At 69.6% G+C, this 20,443-nt stretch carries 17 protein-coding genes; 10 read left to right on the top strand and 7 right to left on the bottom strand.

The window, feature by feature from the left end; translation table 11 throughout:
- Nucleotides 1-172 precede the first annotated feature (172 nt).
- The 5 genes from IPV10_RS10525 to IPV10_RS10505 all read left to right on the top strand — a co-directional run bounded on the left by IPV10_RS10525 (nucleotide 173) and on the right by IPV10_RS10505 (nucleotide 6,706).
- Nucleotides 173-1,753 (top strand): sugar transferase, encoded by a 1,581-nt coding sequence (locus IPV10_RS10525; RefSeq protein ID WP_242684858.1) that lies wholly within the window; start codon nucleotides 173-175, stop codon nucleotides 1,751-1,753.
- Nucleotides 1,754-1,850: 97 nt separating this feature from the next.
- Nucleotides 1,851-3,167, top strand: a complete 1,317-nt coding sequence (locus IPV10_RS10520) for a UDP-glucose/GDP-mannose dehydrogenase family protein (protein WP_207483529.1) — start codon at nucleotides 1,851-1,853, stop codon at nucleotides 3,165-3,167.
- 39 nt (nucleotides 3,168-3,206) lie between these two features.
- Nucleotides 3,207-5,090, top strand: coding sequence for a DUF4012 domain-containing protein (locus IPV10_RS17025; protein WP_207483527.1), 1,884 nt, complete (start codon nucleotides 3,207-3,209; stop codon nucleotides 5,088-5,090).
- A gap of 5 nt (nucleotides 5,091-5,095) precedes the next feature.
- Entirely contained in the window at nucleotides 5,096-6,193 is a 1,098-nt protein-coding gene (locus IPV10_RS10510) for a glycosyltransferase (protein ID WP_207483526.1), read from the top strand.
- Between the two features lie 135 nt (nucleotides 6,194-6,328).
- Nucleotides 6,329-6,706: a GIY-YIG nuclease family protein gene (locus IPV10_RS10505; protein ID WP_242684857.1), complete on the top strand. Its 378-nt coding sequence runs from the start codon at nucleotides 6,329-6,331 to the stop codon at nucleotides 6,704-6,706.
- 427 nt (nucleotides 6,707-7,133) lie between these two features.
- Here the strand turns inward: IPV10_RS10505 and IPV10_RS10500 are convergent, their stop codons facing one another.
- The 4 genes from IPV10_RS10500 to IPV10_RS10485 are packed head-to-tail and all read right to left on the bottom strand — an operon-like array spanning nucleotide 7,134 to nucleotide 10,492.
- Nucleotides 7,134-8,135, bottom strand: coding sequence for a DoxX family protein (locus IPV10_RS10500; protein WP_207483524.1), 1,002 nt, complete (start codon nucleotides 8,133-8,135; stop codon nucleotides 7,134-7,136).
- Between the two features lie 38 nt (nucleotides 8,136-8,173).
- The gene (locus IPV10_RS10495; protein WP_207483523.1) at nucleotides 8,174-8,437 is read right to left on the bottom strand and encodes a PqqD family protein; all 264 of its coding nucleotides are present in this window, start codon (nucleotides 8,435-8,437) and stop codon (nucleotides 8,174-8,176) included.
- Nucleotides 8,434-9,300, bottom strand: coding sequence for a nucleotidyltransferase family protein (locus tag IPV10_RS10490; RefSeq protein ID WP_207483522.1), 867 nt, complete (start codon nucleotides 9,298-9,300; stop codon nucleotides 8,434-8,436). Before IPV10_RS10490 ends, IPV10_RS10495 begins: the two co-directional genes overlap by 4 nt.
- Before the next feature lie 52 nt (nucleotides 9,301-9,352).
- Nucleotides 9,353-10,492: a glycosyltransferase family 4 protein gene (locus IPV10_RS10485; protein WP_207483520.1), complete on the bottom strand. Its 1,140-nt coding sequence runs from the start codon at nucleotides 10,490-10,492 to the stop codon at nucleotides 9,353-9,355.
- Between the two features lie 276 nt (nucleotides 10,493-10,768).
- Here IPV10_RS10485 and IPV10_RS10480 point away from each other — a divergent pair, with 276 nt between their 5' ends.
- The 4 genes from IPV10_RS10480 to IPV10_RS10465 are packed head-to-tail and all read left to right on the top strand — an operon-like array spanning nucleotide 10,769 to nucleotide 15,931.
- Nucleotides 10,769-12,637, top strand: coding sequence for a glycosyltransferase (locus IPV10_RS10480; protein WP_307861103.1), 1,869 nt, complete (start codon nucleotides 10,769-10,771; stop codon nucleotides 12,635-12,637).
- Nucleotides 12,637-13,788 (top strand): glycosyltransferase family 4 protein, encoded by a 1,152-nt coding sequence (locus IPV10_RS10475; RefSeq protein WP_207483516.1) that lies wholly within the window; start codon nucleotides 12,637-12,639, stop codon nucleotides 13,786-13,788. The genes IPV10_RS10480 and IPV10_RS10475 overlap by 1 nt, the downstream gene beginning before the upstream one ends.
- A 26-nt stretch (nucleotides 13,789-13,814) precedes the next feature.
- Nucleotides 13,815-14,831: a glycosyltransferase family 4 protein gene (locus tag IPV10_RS10470; RefSeq protein WP_207483514.1), complete on the top strand. Its 1,017-nt coding sequence runs from the start codon at nucleotides 13,815-13,817 to the stop codon at nucleotides 14,829-14,831.
- Nucleotides 14,828-15,931, top strand: coding sequence for a glycosyltransferase (locus tag IPV10_RS10465; protein ID WP_207483512.1), 1,104 nt, complete (start codon nucleotides 14,828-14,830; stop codon nucleotides 15,929-15,931). The genes IPV10_RS10470 and IPV10_RS10465 overlap by 4 nt, the downstream gene beginning before the upstream one ends.
- Nucleotides 15,932-16,009: 78 nt before the next feature.
- Here IPV10_RS10465 and IPV10_RS10460 read toward each other — a convergent pair whose 3' ends face one another.
- Nucleotides 16,010-16,477, bottom strand: a complete 468-nt coding sequence (locus IPV10_RS10460) for a hypothetical protein (protein ID WP_207483510.1) — start codon at nucleotides 16,475-16,477, stop codon at nucleotides 16,010-16,012.
- 149 nt (nucleotides 16,478-16,626) lie between these two features.
- On the opposite strand from IPV10_RS10460, the gene IPV10_RS10455 reads away from it, so the two are divergent.
- Nucleotides 16,627-18,438: an ABC transporter ATP-binding protein gene (locus IPV10_RS10455; protein WP_207483508.1), complete on the top strand. Its 1,812-nt coding sequence runs from the start codon at nucleotides 16,627-16,629 to the stop codon at nucleotides 18,436-18,438.
- A gap of 17 nt (nucleotides 18,439-18,455) precedes the next feature.
- Here the strand turns inward: IPV10_RS10455 and IPV10_RS10450 are convergent, their stop codons facing one another.
- Together IPV10_RS10450 and IPV10_RS10445 are read right to left on the bottom strand one after the other, a co-directional pair.
- On the bottom strand, nucleotides 18,456-19,445 hold the full coding sequence (locus tag IPV10_RS10450; protein ID WP_207483506.1) for a glycosyltransferase family 2 protein: 990 nt from the start codon (nucleotides 19,443-19,445) through the stop codon (nucleotides 18,456-18,458).
- Entirely contained in the window at nucleotides 19,445-20,428 is a 984-nt protein-coding gene (locus IPV10_RS10445) for a hypothetical protein (protein ID WP_207483504.1), read from the bottom strand. The genes IPV10_RS10450 and IPV10_RS10445 overlap by 1 nt, the downstream gene beginning before the upstream one ends.
- Between the last annotated feature and the right edge of the window lie 15 nt (nucleotides 20,429-20,443).

Raw genomic sequence — 20,443 nt, 5'->3', positions numbered from 1 at the left:
GCCGCGATTCGCGGATTGGCCCTGGCGCATCCTCTCGATACGGATATAATTCAAGCGTCTGTTGCAGCTGGGGTCCCTGTGGGGGGGAACGTGCGACAGGCAGCTGAACACCGGCGACGCACTGAGGATCGTCACCGGTGACGATTCGACGTACCCATGGGGAGGGGACACGTTGCTCGAGTATCCGCTGCAAAGTTCTGGGGTCATCAAGCCGGCGGGGCTCCGTCGCGCCCGTTCCGCTGTCGTGCGGACCGCGCCGGTCGGCACCATCCCGCTGTCGCCGGCGCAGAGTTCGGTCGCCACCCGTGCGCTCAGCACGTCGACGGCCGTCGAACGCTGGCGACGCGCGTACGCGATGCGCCTGATCGTGACCGACGCCGCGATCATCACGTTCACACTGTTCGGCGCGCAGCTGCTCCGATTCGGGCTCCAGCCCGAGCAGCTCGAGCTGACGCCGCAGGCGCTCGCCGACCTCAACATCACGTACACGATGGTGTCGATCGCGATCGCCCTCACCTGGATGGTTTCGCTGAGCGTCAGCGCGACCCGCGAGCACCACGTGGTCGGCTCCGGCGCGACCGAGTACAAGCGGGTCGTGGACGGGAGCCTTCGCGCGTTCGGCTTCCTCGCGATCATCGCCTTCGTCTTCCAGCTGCAGCTCGCCCGCGGCTACCTCCTGATCGCACTGCCGATCGGGGTGGGACTGCTCGTCCTCGGGCGTCTGGTCTGGCGGCGTTGGCTGCGCGCGCAGCGCAGGCGCGGCCTGTACACGCAGCGCGCACTGCTGGTCGGCGAGCGGGAGAAGTCAGAGCACGTGGCGAGGGAGATCCTCGGCGAGCAGCACCACGGCATCGCCGTCGTCGGGGCCGTCACGGAGCACGGGGGCGCGTCGGAGCTGATGCCGGGGGTTCCTGTGCTCGGCGAATTCTCCGATCTGCTCCGCACGGTCGACGCGTGCGGCGCGGACATGGTCGTGATCAGCGGTTCCGACACGATCGGCCCCGGGCGTCTGCGCGAACTCGGCTGGGAGCTCGAATCCCGTCGCATCGACCTCATCGTCGCCCCGTCGCTCACGGACATCGCCGGCCCCCGCATCCACGCGAGGCCGGTGGCCGGCCTCTCGCTCATCCACGTCGACTACCCGACTTTCAGCGGATGGCGCTACGCGAGCAAGCGCGCCTTCGACGTCCTCGGCGCCGCCTTCGCCATCCTCCTGCTCAGCCCGCTGCTGCTCGTCCTCAGCGCGGCCGTGCGCCGCGACGGCGCCCCGGCCATGTTCGTCCAGTACCGCGTCGGGCTGAACGGCAAGCCGTTCCGCATGCTCAAGTTCCGCTCGATGGTCCCGGATGCCGAAGACCGGCTGCCTTCCCTCATCGATCAGTCCGACGGCAACGGCGTGCTGTTCAAGATGAAGGACGACCCCCGGGTCACGCGGATCGGGCGGACTCTCCGACGCTTCAGCCTCGACGAGCTCCCTCAGCTGTTCAACGTCCTGCGGGGCGAGATGTCACTGGTGGGGCCTCGCCCGCCTCTGGCCAAGGAGGTCAGCCAGTACGGCGACTGGGGGCAGCGTCGCTTCCTCGTGAAGCCAGGGCTCACGGGCCTCTGGCAGGTGAGCGGCCGCTCGAACCTCTCGTGGGAGGACAGCGTCCGTCTCGACCTCAACTACGTCGAGAACTGGTCGTTCACAGGCGACGCCATCATCCTGTGGAGAACCGTCCGTGCCGTCATGATCGCCGACGGCGCCTACTGAACCAGCCGTCCACCGCTCGGATGGCAGCCGTTCACGCGCACGGGGTACAGTCGCGAGTGACGCCGCGGTCGCGTCGGCGCACACGAGCGGGGGGCATATGCGGGTTTCCGTGATCGGATGCGGGTACCTGGGTGCGGTGCACGCGGGCGTGATGGCCGACCTCGGCCACGACGTGGTCGGGTTGGACGTCGACGTCGCACGCATCGAGAGGCTCCGCCGGGGCGAAGTGCCGTTCTACGAGCCCGGCCTCGCCGAGCTGCTCAAGTCCGCGCTCGCGAGCGGCCGGCTGCGCTTCAGCACCGACCCCGACGACGTCGCGGAATCCGATGTGCATTTCATCGCCGTCGGCACGCCGCAGACCGAAGGCGGCACCGCGGCCGACCTCAGTCACCTCGAACAGGCGATCGAAGGGCTCATCCCGCGTCTGCGTCCGGGCGCACTCGTCGTCGGGAAGTCGACCGTGCCCGTCGGCACCGCCCGGCGGATGAAGGACAGGATCATCGCGGCGGGCGTGCACGCCGACCTGATCTGGAACCCCGAGTTCCTCAGGGAGGGGCACGCGATCGCCGACACCCGCTCACCCGATCGCATCGTCTACGGTCTCGATCATGACGCGGCCGTCTCCCGCACCGCGGTGACCATGCTCGATGACGTGTACGCGTCTGCGCTGTCGTCCGGCGTCCCCCGCTTCCTCACCGACTATGCGACCTCGGAGCTGGTCAAGACTGCCGCGAATGCCTTCCTCGCGACGAAGATCAGCTTCATCAACGCGATGAGCGAGATCGCCGACGTCACCGGCGCTGACATCACCGCGCTCGCGGATGCGCTCGGCTGCGACGAGCGCATCGGCCGCCGCTTCCTGAACGCCGGCGTGGGGTTCGGCGGAGGCTGCCTGCCCAAGGATGTCCGCGCGCTCACCGCTCGTGCGGAGGAGCTCGGTGCGGGCGAGTCCGTCGCCTTCCTCAAGGAGGTCGACAAGATCAACCTCCGTCAGCGGCAACGGGTCACGCAGCTCGCCACCGACATGCTCGGCGGATCCGTCTACCAGAAGCGCATCGCAGTGCTCGGCGTCACCTTCAAGCCGCACAGCGACGACGTGCGCGACTCCCCCGCACTCGACGTCGCCGTGCAGCTCAAGGGCCTCGGCGCCGAGGTCGTCGCCGCCGACCCGAAGGGCGTGGAGAACGCCAGGGCACGGCATCCGCAGCTCTCCTACACGGATGACGCCGAGGTCGCACTTGCCTCCGCCGATCTGGTGATCCTCGTCACCGAGTGGGACGAGTACCGTTCCCTCGACCCGGAGGCGACGAAGGCACTGGTGCGGTCGCCGAAGATCATCGACGCGCGCAACGCGCTGCCTCGCGACGACTGGCGGAGTGCCGGGTGGACCTACCAGGGAATGGGCCGGCGCTGACCTGCGGCCTCTCACCGCCCCCGGCCGTAACATGACACTGTGAACACACGAGCAGAACTCCGCGACCTCTTCGAGGCCGACGACGACGCCACGCCACCACGACGCGAGCGCAGGCCGTTGCTGCGGAGCTTCCGCTTCTGGATCCCGATCTCGATCCTGCTGGTGCTCATCGGCCTGGTCGTCGCCGCCCTCGTCATCGTTCCGAGGATCGCCGACCGTGCGTTCGCCGCGCGAGATGCGCTCCAAGAGGCGATCCCGCTCGCGAACACCGTCAAGGATCAGATCGCCTCCGGCAACGTCGAGGAGGCCAAGGCCACGATCGCGAAGCTGTCGGTGCTCACCGGCGAGGCCCGGGAGCAGACCGACGACGAGATGTGGAAGAACCTGGAGTGGGTGCCCGTCGTGGGCCCCAACCTGCACGCCGTGCGCGTCGCATCCGCCGTGACCGACGATCTCGTGACCGATGCCCTCACTCCGGCCACCTCGCTGAACCTGGCGTCGCTGCGTCCGGCGGGCGGGGCGATCGACCTGAACGCGATCACCGCGATGAGCGGCGCGGTCACGCAGGCGGCCGACGCGCTCGACGACGCCGCCGCCGAGCTCGGCACGATCGACCGCGACGCGCTGATCCCCCAGGTGGAGGACGGCATCGCGAAACTCGACGACGCGGTGGTCTCCCTGCAGCCCGCGCTCGGACCCGCCCGCGACATCATCGGCATCCTGCCGACGGCGCTCGGGGCCGACGGGCCGCGCAACTACCTGATGCTGTTCCAGAACGTCGCGGAGTCGCGCGGCACCGGCGGCAACCCGGCGGCACTGGTACTCGTCACCGCCGACCAGGGGCGCATCACGATCTCCCAGCAGGCGTCGAGCGGCGACTTCAAGAACCGCCGGGAGACTCCGATCATCCCGATCGCCCCCGAAACCGAGGCGCTCTACGGCGACAAGATCGGCCGCTGGATGATGGACGTCACCCTGACTCCGGACTTCACGGAGACGGCGCAGATCATCCGCGCCTTCTGGGCGGAGTCCGTGGGAACGCCTGTCGACGCGGTGATGTCGTTCGATCCGGTCGCACTCGGCTACCTCCTCAAGGCCACCGGGCCGGTGACCGTCTCGCCGCAGACCGTCGAGGTCGAGGGGCATTCCATCCAGGTGCTGGACAGGGCCGTCGAGCTCAACGGAGACAACGCGGCAGCGATCCTGCTCAACCAGGTGTACTCGATGATTCCGGACACGGTCGAGCAGGACGCGTTCTTCGCCCTCGCCGCCCAGTCGGTGTTCGGTGCGGTGACCAGCGGCTCGGGTGAGCCGATGGCACTGCTGAAGGCGCTCTCGCAGGCTGCGGACGAAGGACGCCTGATGTACGTGCCCACGAGCGAGCCCGAAGCCGCGCTCGTCGGGGACTCCCGGCTGTCCGGACGCCTCCCGGCCGACAACGCCACGACGACGATGCTGGGCGCCTACGTGAACGACATCACCGAAGGCAAGCTCGACTACTACCTGCAACTCGACATCGCCGCGACGACGACGCAATGCCAGGCACCCGACGCCCCCTCATTCACGACGTCCGCGACGCTCACGAACACCCTTGCCCCGGATCAGGTGGCAGGGCTCGCGACGTACATCGCGCCCGGGCGGTTCTTCGCCAAGGGCGACATCTCCACTGACCTCGTCCTGTACGGCCCGGTCGGCTCGACCTTCGCGTCAGCGACCGTCGACGGCGCCGGCGTCGGGGTCACCGCCCTCCCCCACCTGGGCAGGCCGGCCGTGAAGATCAACGTCGTGAACGCTCCCGGCCAGACGCACACGATCGCGGCGACGTTCACAGGCGCTGCGGGCGAGTACGGCCCGCTCGAGGTGCGGCACACGCCACTCGTCCGCACGACCAACGTCGCCATCGACGCGCCCGGCTGCGAGTAGGCGACATGGCGGGGGTCATCGCCCACGAGTGGGCGGAGAGGTTCGGCGGCGCGGAGAACGTGCTGGACCGATTCATGGCACTGTATCCGGATGCTCCGGTGGTGGCGCTGTGGAACGACGCCCCCGAGCGCTTCGATCCGTCCAGGGTCAGCGAGACCTGGCTGGGGCGCACGCCGCTCCGCCGCCACAAGGCGCTGTCCGTGCCCCTGCAGCTGCCGACCTGGCGTCTCCTCGGCCGCAGCGACGCCGACTGGGTGCTGTCGATCGGACACATGTTCGCCCACCACGCCCGCTTCCGCGGACCGGCACGGGACGCACCCACGTTCTCGTACGTGCACACGCCGGCGAGGTGGATCTGGAGCCGCGAATTGGACATGCGGGGTCGCGGACTCGCAGTCCGTGCGGCGTCGCCGGCGCTCCAGCGGATCGACCGCACGCGCGCGCAGGCGGTCGGCTCGATCGTCGGCAACAGCGTCGCGGTTCGCGACCGCATCCGCCGGCATTGGGGCGTGGATGCCGGCGTGATCCACCCGCCCGTCGAAGTCCGGGCCTTCTCCACCGAGCCGCCCGTGGACGCAGGCGACGCCGCCGCGATGCAGCGGCTGCCCTCGGAGTACATGTTCGGGGCTTCTCGTTTCGTGCCATACAAGCGCCTCGACCTCGTCATCAGGGCGGGGCGCACCACCGGGCTGCCGGTGGTGCTCGCCGGCAGCGGGCCCGAGCGGGAGAACCTGAAGCGTCTCGCGGAGGAGCTCGGAGTCCGGCTCACCGTCGTCGACACGCCGTCCCACGCCCTGCTCGTGCAGCTGTACCGGCGGAGCATCGCCTACCTGTTCCCCGCAGTGGAGGACTTCGGGATCATGCCGGTCGAGGCGATGGCGACCGGGACGCCTGTGATCGGGCGCACCATCGGAGGGGTCACGGAAACGGTGCTGGACGGCGTGAGCGGGGCACTCATCGACGATTTCGAGGGCGACGAGCTTCGCACCGCGATCGACCGGGTCAGCACCCTCGATCGATCCGCCGTCGCGGCCCGCGCCTGGGAGTTCGACGTCGAGGTCTTCGACCGCCGCATCCGCGAGTGGCTCCCCGCCGGCTCCTGACCGCCCCTGGGTCCCTGAGCCTGTCGAAGGGCCCCTGGGCCCCTGAGCCTGTCGAAGGGCCCTGGGTCCCTGAGCCTGTCGAAGGACCCAGACAGAAGTTCTCCACAGCCGCCCCAGAACCGGCGCGAGCACGGGATGCTGTACACCATGGCCTGGACCTACATCCTCCGCTGCGCCGACGGCAGCTTCTACACCGGGAGCACGAACGGCGAGCTCGAGTCGCGCGTGTGGCAGCACAACAACGACCCGGATTTCGCGGCGAAGTTCACCTGGAAGCGACGTCCGGTGCATCTGGCGTACGCCGAGCGATTCGACACCGTGGATGTCGCCTTCTTCCGCGAGAAGCAGATCCAGGGTTGGAGCCGGAAGAAGAAGCTCGCTCTGATCGAAGAGCGCGGGGATGAGTTGCCTGAGTTGTCCAGGTCCCGCCAGGGGACGCTTCGACAAGCTCAGCGACCCAGTGATGGCGTCAGCGACCCCTCGGCTCCTGAGCCCCCCGCACTGGGTCCCTGAGCCTGTCGAAGGGCCCCCCGCACTGGGTCCCTGAGCCTGTCGAAGGGCCCGCCGCCAGGGGACGCTTCGACAAGCTCAGCGACCCAGTGATGGCATCAGCCGACCCCTCGGCTCCTGAGCCCCCCGACCTCGGTCCCTGAGCCTGTCGAAGGGCCCGCCGCCCTCGGTCCCTGAGCCTGTCGAAGGGCCCGCCGCCAGGGGACGCTTCGACAAGCTCAGCGACCCAGTGATGGCATCAGCGACCCCTCGGCTCCTGAGCCGCCGACCTCGGTCCCTGAGCCTGTCGAAGGGCCCGCCGACCTCGGTCCCTGAGCCTGTCGAAGGGCCCGCGGACCTGGGTCCCTGAGCCTGTCGAAGGGCCCGCCGCCACGGGACGCTTCGACAGGCTGAGCGGCCCAAGAGCAATGTCAGCGGCCCGCGAATGCCCTCAACCGCCCGCGGGGCGGAGCTCGCGAAGGCTCTCCTCGATCTCCGCGACGAACTCCTCCACAGCTCCTGGCCCCGACACCGGGCCCCCGGCGAGCATCCCGTCGACGCCGAGCAGCACGGCGCTCGGCGTCCGCCACGGCCCCAGCGACTCGGCGACGAGCCCCTGGGGATCGTGCAGCGTCTGCGGCGCCGTCGTATCGGCGAGGGTGCTGCTCTCGGGCGGAAGGGTCACCATGAGACGGACGTCGACCTCCGGGAGACGCTCGCGCCATTGCACGGCGCCGTCGATCACCGACTGGCACGAGCCGCACGTCTCGCTGACCGCCAGCAGGAGCGTCGGTCGGCGGCTCGCCAGCAGCCGGAGATTGGTCGTGGTCCCGTCGGCGAGCGTCACCGCCACGGCGGGCGTGCGGGTGCGGAAGTACTCCGATTCGTCGGCGTCTTGCGGCGCCGACAGTGCCGTGCTCTCGGACGCCGCCGGTTCCGCACCGTCCGGGCGCACGATCAGCGCCGCGGTGAGTGCGGCTGCAGCCGCTCCGAGCACCCACAGCGCGCCCTCCCACCCGAGCGCTGCCACCGGCCCGCCGAGCAGCGGGTTCGCCCACGACACGGCAGCGGCAGCGGCACTCAGAGCGGTCAGCCAGGCGTTGCGGACGACCGTAGCGCGCGTCACCGGACGGCTGGAGCCGAAGCAGGAGCAGGAGGCATCCGGCGCCGTGCGCAGCGCACGTGACACCAGCCACAGATAACCCGCCATCAGCACGGTCGCGGCGAGGCCTGCGAGCACTCCCAGCACCCCGCCCAGCGCGATCAGGGCGAGCCCCAGGGCGATCTCCGCCCAAGGGTGCAGGACGACCAGCCAGCGGCGGCGCAACGGCGCAGGAACGCCGAGGGTCTCCAGCTCGTGCATGTCGGCCGGCGCACCGGCTTTGAGCACGCCGGAGAAGATCAGCACGACCCCGACGATGAGCGCCGGCATCACGGCGAGAGCGGTGGGCATGGGCCAATGCTAGCGGCCGTGCAGCGGGCGAGGGCCCGTCAGGCGGCGGCCAGCAGCCCGCGCTCGACGAGGTCGGCAATGAATTCCGCCATGCCCGTCTCGATCGCCGCGACGTCTTCACCGACGGCCGCCGCGACGCGCTCTGCGAGCGTGTCGGCGGGGCCCGAGCACGCGGCCTTCCAGACGAGCGCCGCCGTCCCCTCGAGGACCACGATCGGGCCGCGCGGGAGATTCGCGACGTAGACGCTGTCGCCGTCCTGGATGACGCCGACCGCTTCGGCCGGGAGATACGCCGGACTCATCGGCGCCTCCGGAAGACGATGAGCCAGGCCTCGCGAAGGCCCTGAACGGACCGCGCCGAGAACTCGGCGAGCACGTCGCGCGCGGACGGAGAATGCCCGAGTCTGTGCTCGAGGCGCTCACGGTTCACCAGCACGGATCTCGCACCGACCCTGACGGCGTCGCGCAGCGTCCGCTGGGCGCGGATCCGGCCCCACCATTCGGCGATCCGCGAGCCGCCCTGCGACACGGCCTTCCACAGCCGGTACTCGCGCCGATGCGCGTACGCCTCGAGCCGCCCGGTCGCCGCGGCGAACGCGACGACCGCGTCGAGCTCGGCGACCAGCGCCAGGCATCGGATCTTCTGCTCGGCACCGACCGCACCCCACAGCCGCTCCGCGGTCTGCCGGCCGTGGCGAGAGTCTCGCGCGGAGTTGAGCATGAGCAGCACGGCCTGCGCATCGACGCTCGGGGCCCGGTACTCGATCCCGGCGACCTCCCCGGGGATGCGGGACTCCCACAGGAGCTCGAACGCGTCGGCATCCGGGATCTGGATGCCGGGGAACCGACGATGCACATCCAGGTGCCCCCAGTCGCCATGGAAGTACGTCTGCGCGTGACCGAACGGCGAGCCCGAGTGAAAGGTGCTGTACACGCTCCAGCCCGCCTGCAGCAGCGCCGTGTGCAGGGCGCCGATCCGGCGCGGGTCCACGAGCACGTCGACGTCGCTGCCCGTGGTCTTCATCGCGCGAAGCGACGTGTCCACAGCGTCACCCTTGATGTGCAGCATCCGCACACCGGCGCGTTCGCCGAAGACCTGGGTCGCGGCCCGGAGCATGGCGAGGCGCACTCGCGCCGGCACCTGCTGGATCATCGTCTCGACCACGCCCGCCAGCCTATGGCACGAAGCACTCGCGGGACCGTCCAGCCGCAGGCGGTCAGGCCGCCGCCACGATGTGCCGCGACCTGGACGACCGGATGCGCACCTTCACGCCCGCGCGACGAAGCACATCACCGTAGGCCCTGGCGTGATTCTCCGCGATCTCGCGGTCGTCCATCAGGCCCTGCGTGCTCGCCGCCCTCGCCGCCAGACGACGCCGGCGCGCGGGATCCGCCGCCAGCGCGCGCATCGCGGAGGAGAGCGCATCCACGTCGCGCGGGCGCACCCGCAAACCGTTCACGTCGTGCTGCACCCATTCCGTGGGCCCGCCCTCGTCCGCCACGATCGTCGCAGTGCCGGATGCCAGATACTGGAGCACGTTCTGCCCCAGCGGCTCAGGCCTCAGCGACGACTGCACCGCGATGTCCCAGCCGGCCAGCAGCGGGGCGATGTCATCGACATGACCGAGGAAGTTCACCCGATCGGCGACACCCAGCTCGCCGGCGCGACGCTTGAGCTGCGCGAGGAAGTCATCGTGCATGAACGGCGAGCCGCCGGCGATGTCGAGCTGCTCCGCGCCCTTCGGGAATGCGAGCGCGAAGGCTTCGAGAAGGAGCATCTGCCCCTTCCACGGGTCGATTCGCGCCAGCATCCCGACACGCAGCGCGTCTCCCGACCGCTTCGGGTCGTGGACCTCGCCCAGGCCCGCCGGGCTCGGGATCACGGCCGAGACCGCATTGCGCCGGATGTACGGCGCGGCCGTCTCGAGCGTGCCGTTCGAGTTCGCGATCACTCCGTCGGCACGAGGAAGGATCAGCTGCGTCATCAGGCGATGCCCGAATGTGCCGAGGCTGTCGGCGCTCACATGGTCTCGCAGGTGGACGACGAACGGCTTGTCCGTGCCTCGCAGCGCGAGTGCGGCGTACGCCGCCGCACGTGTGCTGTTGGCGACGATCAGGTCGCTGTTGCGCACGGTCGGATGCCAGCGCGTGACCGCCGCCTGCACCAGAAGGCGGATGCCGACATCGATCATCCTCAGCGGCGACGCGCTGCTGCCTCCGGCGTTCTGCCGGACGCCGCACACCCAGCGCCGCGCGCTCGACGGCAGGTCGACGAACGCGTCCTCGCCGTCATCGGCGGGCAGCATGACGTCGGCATGCCAGCCCGGCTCGACGGAAAGCAGGCGCGCCAGCGCCATCTCAGCTCCCCCGCGTACCGTCGTATGGTCCAGATGGACAATACGCGGCACGGGGAACCCCAGGTCCCCAGTCCCCATTTTTCGATCCCCAGAATCGTTGTCGCAGACTTCCCGGTCCCCATCGGCCACTCCCAAAGTGGCCAACCGGGGCGTCTACTATTAGACGAAAGTATAGGGGGAGTCGGCATGCGTGTGTTGAGAATCTCTCACAGCGCCACTGTTCCCGGATGGCGGGGCCGCGAACGCGCCCTCCGCACGCGCGGGGCGCAGGTCACGGTGATCACTGCAAGACGGTGGCATGCCGGGGGCGTCCCGGTCACCCTGAGCACCGACGCAGACGACCCCGCGACGGGCGCCCGCACGTTCGGCACGCATCCGGCTCTGTTCGTCTACGATCCGCGGCCTCTCTGGAAGGCGCTCGGCGAGGACTGGGATGTGATCGACATCCACGAAGAGCCGTTCTCGCTGAGCATGGCCGAGGTGCTCGTGCTGCGGGCGCTCCGCCGGCAGCGCGCGCCGTTCATGCTCTACACGGCGCAGAACCTGCTGAAGCGCTACCCGCTGCCTTTCCGCGCCATCGAGCGCCGGGCGCTCGTCGCCGCATCCGCCGTCTCCGCGTGCAACCGTGACGCCGCCCTGATCGCCGAGCGCAAGGGCTTCCCGGGTCGCGCACGGGTGATCCCGCTCGGCGTCGATCTGCCCGCGCCGACGCAGACGGAGCGTCCGCCGCATCGCGGCCGGATCGTCGTCGGGTTCCTCGGACGGCTGGTGCCCGAGAAGGGCCTGCTGGTGCTGCTCGACGCGCTCGCCTCCGACCCGCGCCTGCACGCTCGCATCGCGGGAACCGGCCCCCTGTCCGCGCGCATCGAGGCGGAGTCCGCAACCCGTGGTCTGGCCGATCGCGTCGAGTACGTCGGCGGCGTCGAGCCCGGCGACGTCCCGGAGTTCCTCGCCGGAATCGACGTCCTCGCTGTGCCGTCGCTGCCCACACCTTCCTGGACCGAGCAGTTCGGCCGCGTCGCGGTGGAGGCGATGGCCGCAGGCGTCCCGGTGGTCTCGAGCGATGCCGGCGCCCTGCCCGACGTCGTGAGCGGAGCGGGGCTCGTCGTCCCGCACGGCGATGCGTCGGCCCTCGCCAACGCGCTCGTGGACGCTGCCGGGCCGCAGCGCGACCGGCTCACCGCCGCAGGGCGGATCAGGGCCGCCGAATGCTCCTGGGATGCGGTCGCCGCCGACTACCTGGCGCTCTACCGCAGCATCCTGCACACCGCACCCGTCACGGACGGGGCGCGTGCCGACGACGCCGTCGAGGTGATCGTCGTCGCCTACGGGGCTCCTGATCTTCTGCGGCGCGCGCTGGAGCCGGTCGCCTCCCTGCCGGTCACGGTGATCGACAACTCGTCGATGCCGGAGAACGCTGCGCTGTGCGCGGAACTCGGGGTGCGCTATCGCGACTCGGGCGCAAACATCGGCTTCGGCGCGGCCGTGAACCTGGGCCTCGACGACCGCCTCGTACCAGGCGCCGACGTGCTGCTCCTCAACCCGGACGCCGTGATCGATCCCGAAGCCGTCGGCGTGCTGAAGTCCGCGCTGCATGCCGACCGCGACCTCGCCAGCGTCGGCCCGGCGCAGATCGACGAAGCGGGAGCCGCGGCGAGAGTGGAGTGGGTGTTCCCCTCCCCCGCACGAGCCTGGCTCGAGGCTGTCGGCCTCGGGCGGTTCATCCGCGGCCCCCGATTCGTGATCGGCTCCGTGCTGCTGCTGCGCGCGGCGGCGCTCGAGCAGGTCGGCGGGTTCGATGAGCGCTTCTTCCTGTACGCGGAGGAGACGGACTGGGCCTACCGCGCGCACCGGCTGGGCTGGCATCACCGACAGGTCGACGCCGCACGTGCACTGCACTCGGGTGCCGGCACCAGCACCGACCCGCTGCGACGTGACACGACGTTCCATGCCTCGCAGGAGCGCTACTACCGCAAGCACTTCGGAGCGGCCGGCTGGGCGAGCGCACGCGCGGCGCAGTGGCTGGGCGCGACCGTGCGGTCGGCGCTTCTACCCGGTGAGCGCGGCGCAGCCGCGCGCCGGCGCGCGCGGCTGTATCGTCTGGGTCCGATGCGCGCCGAGACGCGAGCCGGAAGGGCGCACTGATGCACATCGTGCAGATCGCCCCGACCATCGGCCCGGGGTTCGGCGTAGCCGGAGTCGCGTGGAACCTCGAGCGGGAGTTCCGCGAGCTCGGTCACACGGTGGATTCGTTCACGTTCGGCACGGCATCCGCGATGGGCCGGCCGTGGCGCGCGCGGTCGCCGCGCAGCCGCATCGGGTCGGGCGTGTTCCTGCTGCGACGGGCCGCGTGGTTCAGCACCGTCGGCACCCGGCGCGCGAAGCGCTTCCTCGCGGAACGTCCCGGCTCCGTGTCGATCTGCCACAACGGTGTGATGGCAGGGGACGTCTACGTCAACCACGGGATCGTCGGCGAGGCGATGCGCCAGCGGGGCAACGGAGTCTGGCGGATGCTGCGCAACCCCACGCACACGTTCACCTTCGTCCGCGACCTGATCCGGTATCGCACCGGCATCCATCAGGCGGTCGTCGCGCTGTCGGCGTCCGAGCCGGACGCCCTGCGGCGCACGTACGGGAGGGTCCGCCCGCGCATCGAGGTCATCCCGAACGGGGTCGACGGCGAACGGTTCCAGCCGCCGACGGATGCCGAGCGCCGGGCCGCCCGTGAGTCGCTGCAGCTCGACGACGAACATCGCGTTGCGCTGTTCGTCGGCTACGAGTTCGAGCGCAAAGGCCTGGAGCACGCGATCCAGGCGCTCACCGAAGCGACGACCGTCCTGCTGCTGGCGGTCGGCGGCTACGAACACTCCATCGAGAACGCGCGCGCGCAGGCCGAGCGCCTCGGCGTCGCCGACCGGGTGCTGTTCACCGGCCCTCGGCAGAACCTGCTCGAGCTGTATGCCGCTGCCGACATGTTCGTGTTCCCGAGCGCCTACGAGTCGCATGGCCTCGTCATACTCGAGGCCCTGGCCTCCGGCATCCCGGTCGTGTGCACGCGCGTCGGCATCGCTCCCGAGGTGATCGTCGACGGTGAGAACGGCTACCTCACCGGCCAGGACCCGCGTGAGATCGCGCAACGGCTGGAGGAGCTCGCCGCCGCCGAACCCGGCTCCTGGCGGGAGCGGTGCCGGGAGAGCGCGCTGCGGCACGGGTGGCGCGCAGCGGCGGCCTCGTATGTCGCGCTGCTCGAGGATCTGGGCGCCCGTATCCCTGCATCGGCGCGGAGGGGCGCATGACGGGGAGTCTGCGCATCATTCACGCCGTGTGCTCCGATCGTTTCGCGGGAGTGGAGCGCTTCGTGCTCAGGCTCGCGATCGCGCAGGCCGATGCGGGTCACGACGTGCGAGTGGCAGGCGGCGACCCCGCGCTGATGGCCCCCGCGCTCGAAGCCGCGGGAGTGCCGTTCACGCGAGGAACGGGAGTCGGTCAGCTCGTTCGGGCATTGCGTTCGGTCGAGGTCGACGTCGCGAACACTCACATGACCGCCGCCGACGGCGCGGCCGCCATCGCATTCGGGATTCCCGGTCGGCATCCCCGCCCGGCGGTCGTCTCGACACGCCACTTCGCCTCCGCCCGCGGAGGGGTCGGGCCGCTCAGGTGGGATCGAGTGCTGGCCGGACGGATCGACGCGGAGATCGCCATCAGCCGCGCGGTCGCCGCGAGCACCGGCGTTCCGAGCACCATCGTACACACGGGCGTGCCGAACGTGACCTCCGATCGAGTCCGCCACTCCCGGACGATCCTGATGGCACAGCGGCTGCAGCCCGAGAAGCAGACGGCGTTGGGCGTACGCGCCTTCGCCGCCTCTGGCCTGGCGGACAGCGGCTGGCGTCTGCTGATCGCCGGCGACGGGCCGGACGGCCCCCTGCTCGATCGTCTCGCTCGGGATCTCGGCGTGGCGGATGCCGTCACGCTGCTCGGCTTCCGCGAAGACGTGCCGGCGCTGCTCGACGAAGCCGGGATGCTCCTCGCGACGTGCCCGAAGGAGGGACTGGGCATCTCCGTGCTCGAAGCCATGTCGCACGGGGTGCCCGTGATCGCCGCCGGGGCAGCAGGACACCTCGACCTCCTCGAAGATCTCGACCCGCGGGCGCTGTTCCCTCCCGAGAACGCATCAGCTGCCGCCTCCGCTCTGCGCTCGCTGGCGGCCGACGCCGATGGCCGGTCGGAACTCGGGACTGCGGTGCGCCTCCGACAGCGCCAGCGCTTCTCCCTGCCGGAGCAGGTCGCAGGAACCGATGCCGTCTACAGGGCAGCGCTGGGACGGAGAGTCCGATGACCGATCTCGTCGTGGTCTCTCTCGAAGCGTGGGACGAGGTGTGGCGCAGGAACCAATACCTGGTGTCGGGACTTCTCGACGCCGACCCGGCGCTTCGCGTGCTGTTCATCGAGCCGGCGGATGATCCGCTCCATGCCGTGCGCCGTGGACTCGCGCCGAGGTTCGGACGCCGCCTGCGCCCGCTCACAGACCGCCTGTGGTCGTTCCGGCCCGTGAAGTGGCTGCCCCGTCGGCTCGATGCCCGCGCAGATTCACGACTCGCCGGCAGCGCCGCCCGTGCCGCAGCGCGGCTCGGCATGGAGCATCCGCTGCTGTGGATCAACGACCCGACGGCGGCGGGCCTCGCCCGTTCGACCGGATGGCGCACGCTGTACGACATGACCGACGACTGGCTGGCCGCCGAACGGCCGGCCGCGGAGCTCGCGCGCATCGCGGCCGGCGAGGAGTGGCTGCTGCAGAACGCCGCAGCAGTCGTGGCCTGCTCTCCCGAACTGGCGCGGCGCAAGCGCCCGCAGCGGGCCGACATCGACGTGATCCGCAATGCGGTGGACGTCGATCGGTACCGGATGCCGATGCCCCGCCCCGCGGACCTTCCGGACGGCCCGTACGCCCTCTACCTCGGCACCCTGCACCGAGACAGGCTCGACGTGGAATTGGCCGCCGCGACGGCGCGGGCACTGCACGGACACGGGCGGCTTGCGCTCGTCGGGCCGGATTCGCTGGATGCCGCCGACACCGCGCTGCTGCGCGACGCCGGTGCGGTGGTGCTGGCCGCCCGCCCCCGGGACGCGGTGCCCGGCTATCTGCAGCACGCAGACGTTCTGGTGGTTCCGCACCTCGTGACGCCGTTCACGGAGAGCCTCGATCCGCTGAAGCTCTACGAGTATCAGGCTGTCGGGCGACCGATCGTGTCGACGCCCGTGGCGGGTTTTCGCGAAGCGCCGGGGGTCGTGCTCGCAGAAGGCGACGCGTTCGCCGGGGCTGTGGCCGATGCGGTCCCGGCCAAGACCCGGTTCCCTGAGGCGGCGACTGTCGCAGCAGTGGATTGGTCACAGCGCGCCGCCGAATTCCTCGGTGCACTGCGCGCAGTCCGCGGCTGAGAGACCTGCGGAACAAACGAAGAAGTGGTGCCCGTGCTGAGCACGGGCACCACTTCTCGATCAGACGATCGATTCGCGTCAGTCGACGACCGAGCATTCCCCGATCGCGTTCTCGATGTCGTCGCAGTTCGGCGGTGCGTTCACCCGGGTCGGCGACTGGTCGACACCATCGATGGAGTGGTAAATGTCGAGGAAGTTCGCGCTGTTGCTCGAGCTTCCCTGGATGACGGTGCATCCGTCGACGCCGATCGTCTGCGAACCCTCCCAGACAGTGACACCACTGTTCGAGACGATCTTGGTGATGGTGACCTCCTTGGACCCGATCGGGCAAGCGGTTCCGCCTGCGCACACTCGGAGGAAGTAGGTCCACGGCAGATCCGTGCTCTGGCCAGGACACTTGCAGCTGCCCGCACCCAGGAAGATCTCCGGGATGCAGCTGGCGGCCGCCATGGGCACAGTAGAGGCGACGGCGACGGCGGGCACTGCCCACGCCATCGCCTTGGTGACAGTTCGACGGCTGATGCCGTCCTGTTCGTTCTCAGTCATTCGATTCCCCAATCGGCGCTAGTTGACACGCTTCCCCAGAGAGCACAAAGCGCGCAGCATCGATCCGAATGAAGGACCGATGCGAGCACAATGTTAGCGTAAGCGAGCACGCGCCGATACACCTGTTCGCGCGCACCCGAGAGGACCCGATGAAACGCACCGAGCGACGCTCCGGCCTCTTGCCCCAGCTGGGCACTCTGCTGAGGGTCACCGGTGCGCGCCCGCGGCGCTGGATAGGCTCCACGGTCGCGGCGTCCGTGGCCTTGGCGCTGCTCGACATGGCCGGCGTCGCGGCCATGATCCCGCTGATGCAGCTCATCACCTCCGGCTCACCTGAAGGTGGGTTCCTGCAGTGGGTCGTCGGCATGGTCGGGACGGACGAACTCTCGACTCTCATCCCGTTCGTCGCGGGCATCGTGGTCATCGCGTTCATCGTCAAGAGCGCAGGAGCGCTGGCGTTCCGGTGGTGGCTCCTGGGCCGCACGACACGCGTGAGCGCTCTGGCGGCTGCCGAGCTCATGAATCGCTACGTGCTGTCCCCCTACACGGCACACCGCGCGAGATCCCTCACCGTCGTGTACCGCAACATCAACGACTGCACGAACCAGGCGACCAGCGTGCTCCTCGCGTCGGTGACCCTCTGCACCGACGTCCTGATGCTCGCGGCGATCATGGTCGTGCTCGCGGCAGCAGCGCCGCTCGTCACGCTGTTCGCCGTCGCACTCTTCGGTGGACTGGTCTTCGGCGTGCAGCGCATTCTCCGCGCTCGCCAGCTGCGAATCGGAGAGGACCTCGCCGAGGCGGGACTGGAAGCGTGGCAGTCGCTGATGCCGGGACTGGACGGGTTCCGCGAGACGAGGCTCACGTCGAGCGCCTCGTCTTTCGTACGCGGATTCCGCAACGCAAGGCTGCGGGGCGCACGCCTCGGGCGCGAGATGAGCTTCATCTCGGATGTGCCGCGCTACCTGCTCGAGGTGTCATTCATCATCGCGATCATCGGGATCGCCGGCATCCTCTTCGCGATCGGCCAGAGCGCGGAAGTCATCCCGATCCTGGGATTGTTCGCGACGGCGTCGATGCGCGCGCTGCCGACGATGAACAGGGTGAGCGCCAGTCTCGCCACTGCGCGCTCGGGGCAGGCAGGCATGCGGATCATGACAGAGACCCTGGATGAGCTCGAAGCCGGCGGACGTCATGAGGAGACGCCGCGCAGCGGCCCCCGCCCGGAGGGCGACATCGTGCTCGACGGCGTCACCTTCGCCTACCCCGATGCCGATCAGCCGGTGCTCACCGATCTGAATCTGACGATCACCGAGAACCGGACGACGGCCTTCACCGGAGGCAGCGGAGCGGGCAAGACGACCGTGGTCGACATCGTGCTCGGGCTGCTCACGCCGACGTCTGGTGCGGTGCGGTGCGGCGATCGCCTGATCGATGACGATCTCGCATCGTGGTACTCGGGAATCGGGGTCGTGCCCCAAGACGTCTTCCTCGTGAACGCGTCCGTCGCGCAGAACATCGCGTTCGGGGAGGACGCGGCGTCGATCGATCTCGAACGGGTGCGGGATGCCGCAGGGCAGGCGCAGCTGACCGATCTGCTGCAGCAGCTTCCCCAGGGCGTCGACACGGTCGTTGGTGATCGCGGCGTCCGGCTTTCAGGGGGTCAGCGTCAGCGGATCGGTCTCGCTCGGGCGCTCTACCGTCGACCCCGCCTGCTGGTGCTCGACGAAGCGACCAGCGCGCTCGACAACGCGACGGAACGCGAGATCGCGCAGACCCTCGAGCAGCTCCGTGGCCGGATGACGATCGTCATCGTGGCTCACCGGCTCTCGACCGTCCGTTCGGTCGATCACCTCATCCATCTGCGCGGCGGACGCATCGCCGCAGAGGGGACGTTCGACGAGGTGCGCGATCGCGACCCCGAGTTCGCCCGTCTCGTCGAGCTCGGACAGCTCGAATAGCGCTGCCTCGAACGAGGTCAGGAGACGTCGCCGCCGCGTCGACGGCGGCGGATGCGGCGCACGCCTTCCCACATCGCCGGCGGGATCATCGCGCTGAGCCGGTCGATGCGGCGCGGCAGGATCGGAGCGGCGAGGCGCAGCGCTTCTCGGTAGGCGACGATATCCCGCGCGCGCCGGCAGCGCTCCAGTACGTTCCTCAGTTCATAGCGATAGAAGCGCCGGTAGTCGTCGAGCGACCGATGCGGCGGAGTCGGGAGCGGGGTCGGACCCCAGAACGATCCGATCGCGCGGAGCACAGTAAGCCCCTTGGACGTGGATCCGGTATGCGTGACGTTCGCGACATGGTCGCGGAAGAATGCGAGACGCTCCGGAACGACTCCCCATTCGGTCAGCCGCGAGACGTTCACGTACATCGTCCAGTCCTCGGCAGTCGCGAATCCTGTAGGAAACCCGCCGGCGCGCTGCAGCACCTCACGCTCGACCGCGGCGGTGCTCATGGAGCCGAGCAGCCGTTCGAGCAGCCGGTCGAAGCTGCGCCCCTCGATGTGGAGATAGGCCATGTCGTTCTTCGGCGCAGCCGTCGCTGCCGCAGCGAGGCATCCATCGAGGTCGCGAGCCTCGAACTCCTCTCGCGGCCCCGCCTTCTCGGCGAAGCTCCAGTACTCGGTGTTGAACGCCTTGACCGTGGGCCGCGCCTCGATATCGCGCTCCAGGCTCGACAGGTAGTGCGGATGCAGCAGATCGTCATCGTCGAGGAAACACACCCAGTCGGTCGTCGCTCGCGCGATTCCCGCATTGCGGGCCGACGCGACTCCGCCGTGCGGGACGGCCTCGATGACGACGGGTTGTTCGCGCAGCACGTCGAGTGCCGGATCATCCTCGCCGTCGGCGACGACGATGATCTCATCGAACGGGCGGTCCTGGCGGAGACCGCTCTCGACAGCCTGCAGCACGAGATGCGGGCGCCGATAGGTCGGAATGACGAGCGCGAAGGTGAGGGAGTCCATCACGAACCCGCGATCACTTCGTCCAGAGCATCCATCAGCTCGGCACTGCGGTCCGGATCGACCTTGCGGCAGAACGGCGACCCGCTCCCGAGCAGCATCGGAAGGTCCTCGAGGGTCCAGGTCACGGTCTCATCGTCGTCCGGATCCCATCTGCTCAGCGACACCGGTGGCAGCGAACTCGGGTTCGACCGCCAGCTCAGAGGGGTGACCAGAGCCGATTCGTCGGGAATGACCGAGCGCCGGTACAGCCGTCGAAGCGGCGTCCCCCTGGCGAAGTCATGATCGAGAAGCGCGTCGACTTCAGGGCGGCGCACCGCCAGCCACTGCGACCCGAGGTAGCAGGGTGTCTGCGTCGTGAACGGAACGCGAAGACGACGGATGCCGTAATGGCGCCCTCTCCCGCGTTCGACGAACCGGATGCTGAAAACAGGCTCCAGGTGCAGCGCCAGAGCGCGGCGGACCCGCGCAGCGAAGCGGCCGGCTCCCGAGTGCGCCGGCAGTCCGGTTCCGCCGAACGGCGCCCGGAACCATCGGTACGCGTAGCGCGTATACCGATCGTCGCCCCGACCACGTCGCCGCCCCCACCGCGGTCGATAGCGCAGCGGCCGTGCCTCTCCGATCCAGCTCGGCGCGGTGATCGCCTCCTGCTCCCACTCCGGCAGGTGACGCATCGGGTAGTCCTGGCCCGAGATCAGGCAGATCAGCTGCGGATCCCACGTCGTCCGAGCCCTGTCGAACGCGCGCAATGCGGCGTCCACGAGTTCCCACGAACCCCAGTCGCAGGCGAGACCGTGCGCGAAGATGTCGATGCGCTCGTCTTCCGCATCGACGGGAAACGTCTCGGCACGGGCGTCGTGGGCGATGATCACTCGCGCCTCCGGACTGGAGACGAGTATCGCGCCGGCGAGTCGGCGCACCTGCGCCCAGTTCCGGTGCGAGAGCACGACGTACACCGCTCGCACCGACCGCGACGAGTCGTCCACTGCTCGCGGCTCCAT

The organism is Microbacterium sp. SD291 (genome assembly GCF_017355365.1).
Lineage (GTDB): Bacteria > Actinomycetota > Actinomycetes > Actinomycetales > Microbacteriaceae > Microbacterium.
The sequence above is the reverse complement of the archived record's forward strand: the minus strand, read 5'-3'. Positions and strand labels throughout refer to the sequence as shown.

Coding starts and splice junctions, on each gene's coding strand:
- IPV10_RS10450 (WP_207483506.1), bottom strand. CDS start 19,445: ATGGACTCCCTCACCTTCGCGCTCGTCATTCCGACCTATCGGCGCCCG.
- IPV10_RS10475 (WP_207483516.1), top strand. CDS start 12,637: ATGCACATCGTGCAGATCGCCCCGACCATCGGCCCGGGGTTCGGCGTA.
- IPV10_RS10460 (WP_207483510.1), bottom strand. CDS start 16,477: ATGACTGAGAACGAACAGGACGGCATCAGCCGTCGAACTGTCACCAAG.
- IPV10_RS10455 (WP_207483508.1), top strand. CDS start 16,627: ATGAAACGCACCGAGCGACGCTCCGGCCTCTTGCCCCAGCTGGGCACT.
- IPV10_RS10510 (WP_207483526.1), top strand. CDS start 5,096: ATGGCGGGGGTCATCGCCCACGAGTGGGCGGAGAGGTTCGGCGGCGCG.
- IPV10_RS10495 (WP_207483523.1), bottom strand. CDS start 8,437: ATGAGTCCGGCGTATCTCCCGGCCGAAGCGGTCGGCGTCATCCAGGAC.
- IPV10_RS10505 (WP_242684857.1), top strand. CDS start 6,329: ATGCTGTACACCATGGCCTGGACCTACATCCTCCGCTGCGCCGACGGC.
- IPV10_RS10500 (WP_207483524.1), bottom strand. CDS start 8,135: ATGCCCACCGCTCTCGCCGTGATGCCGGCGCTCATCGTCGGGGTCGTG.
- IPV10_RS10485 (WP_207483520.1), bottom strand. CDS start 10,492: ATGGCGCTGGCGCGCCTGCTTTCCGTCGAGCCGGGCTGGCATGCCGAC.
- IPV10_RS10520 (WP_207483529.1), top strand. CDS start 1,851: ATGCGGGTTTCCGTGATCGGATGCGGGTACCTGGGTGCGGTGCACGCG.
- IPV10_RS10465 (WP_207483512.1), top strand. CDS start 14,828: ATGACCGATCTCGTCGTGGTCTCTCTCGAAGCGTGGGACGAGGTGTGG.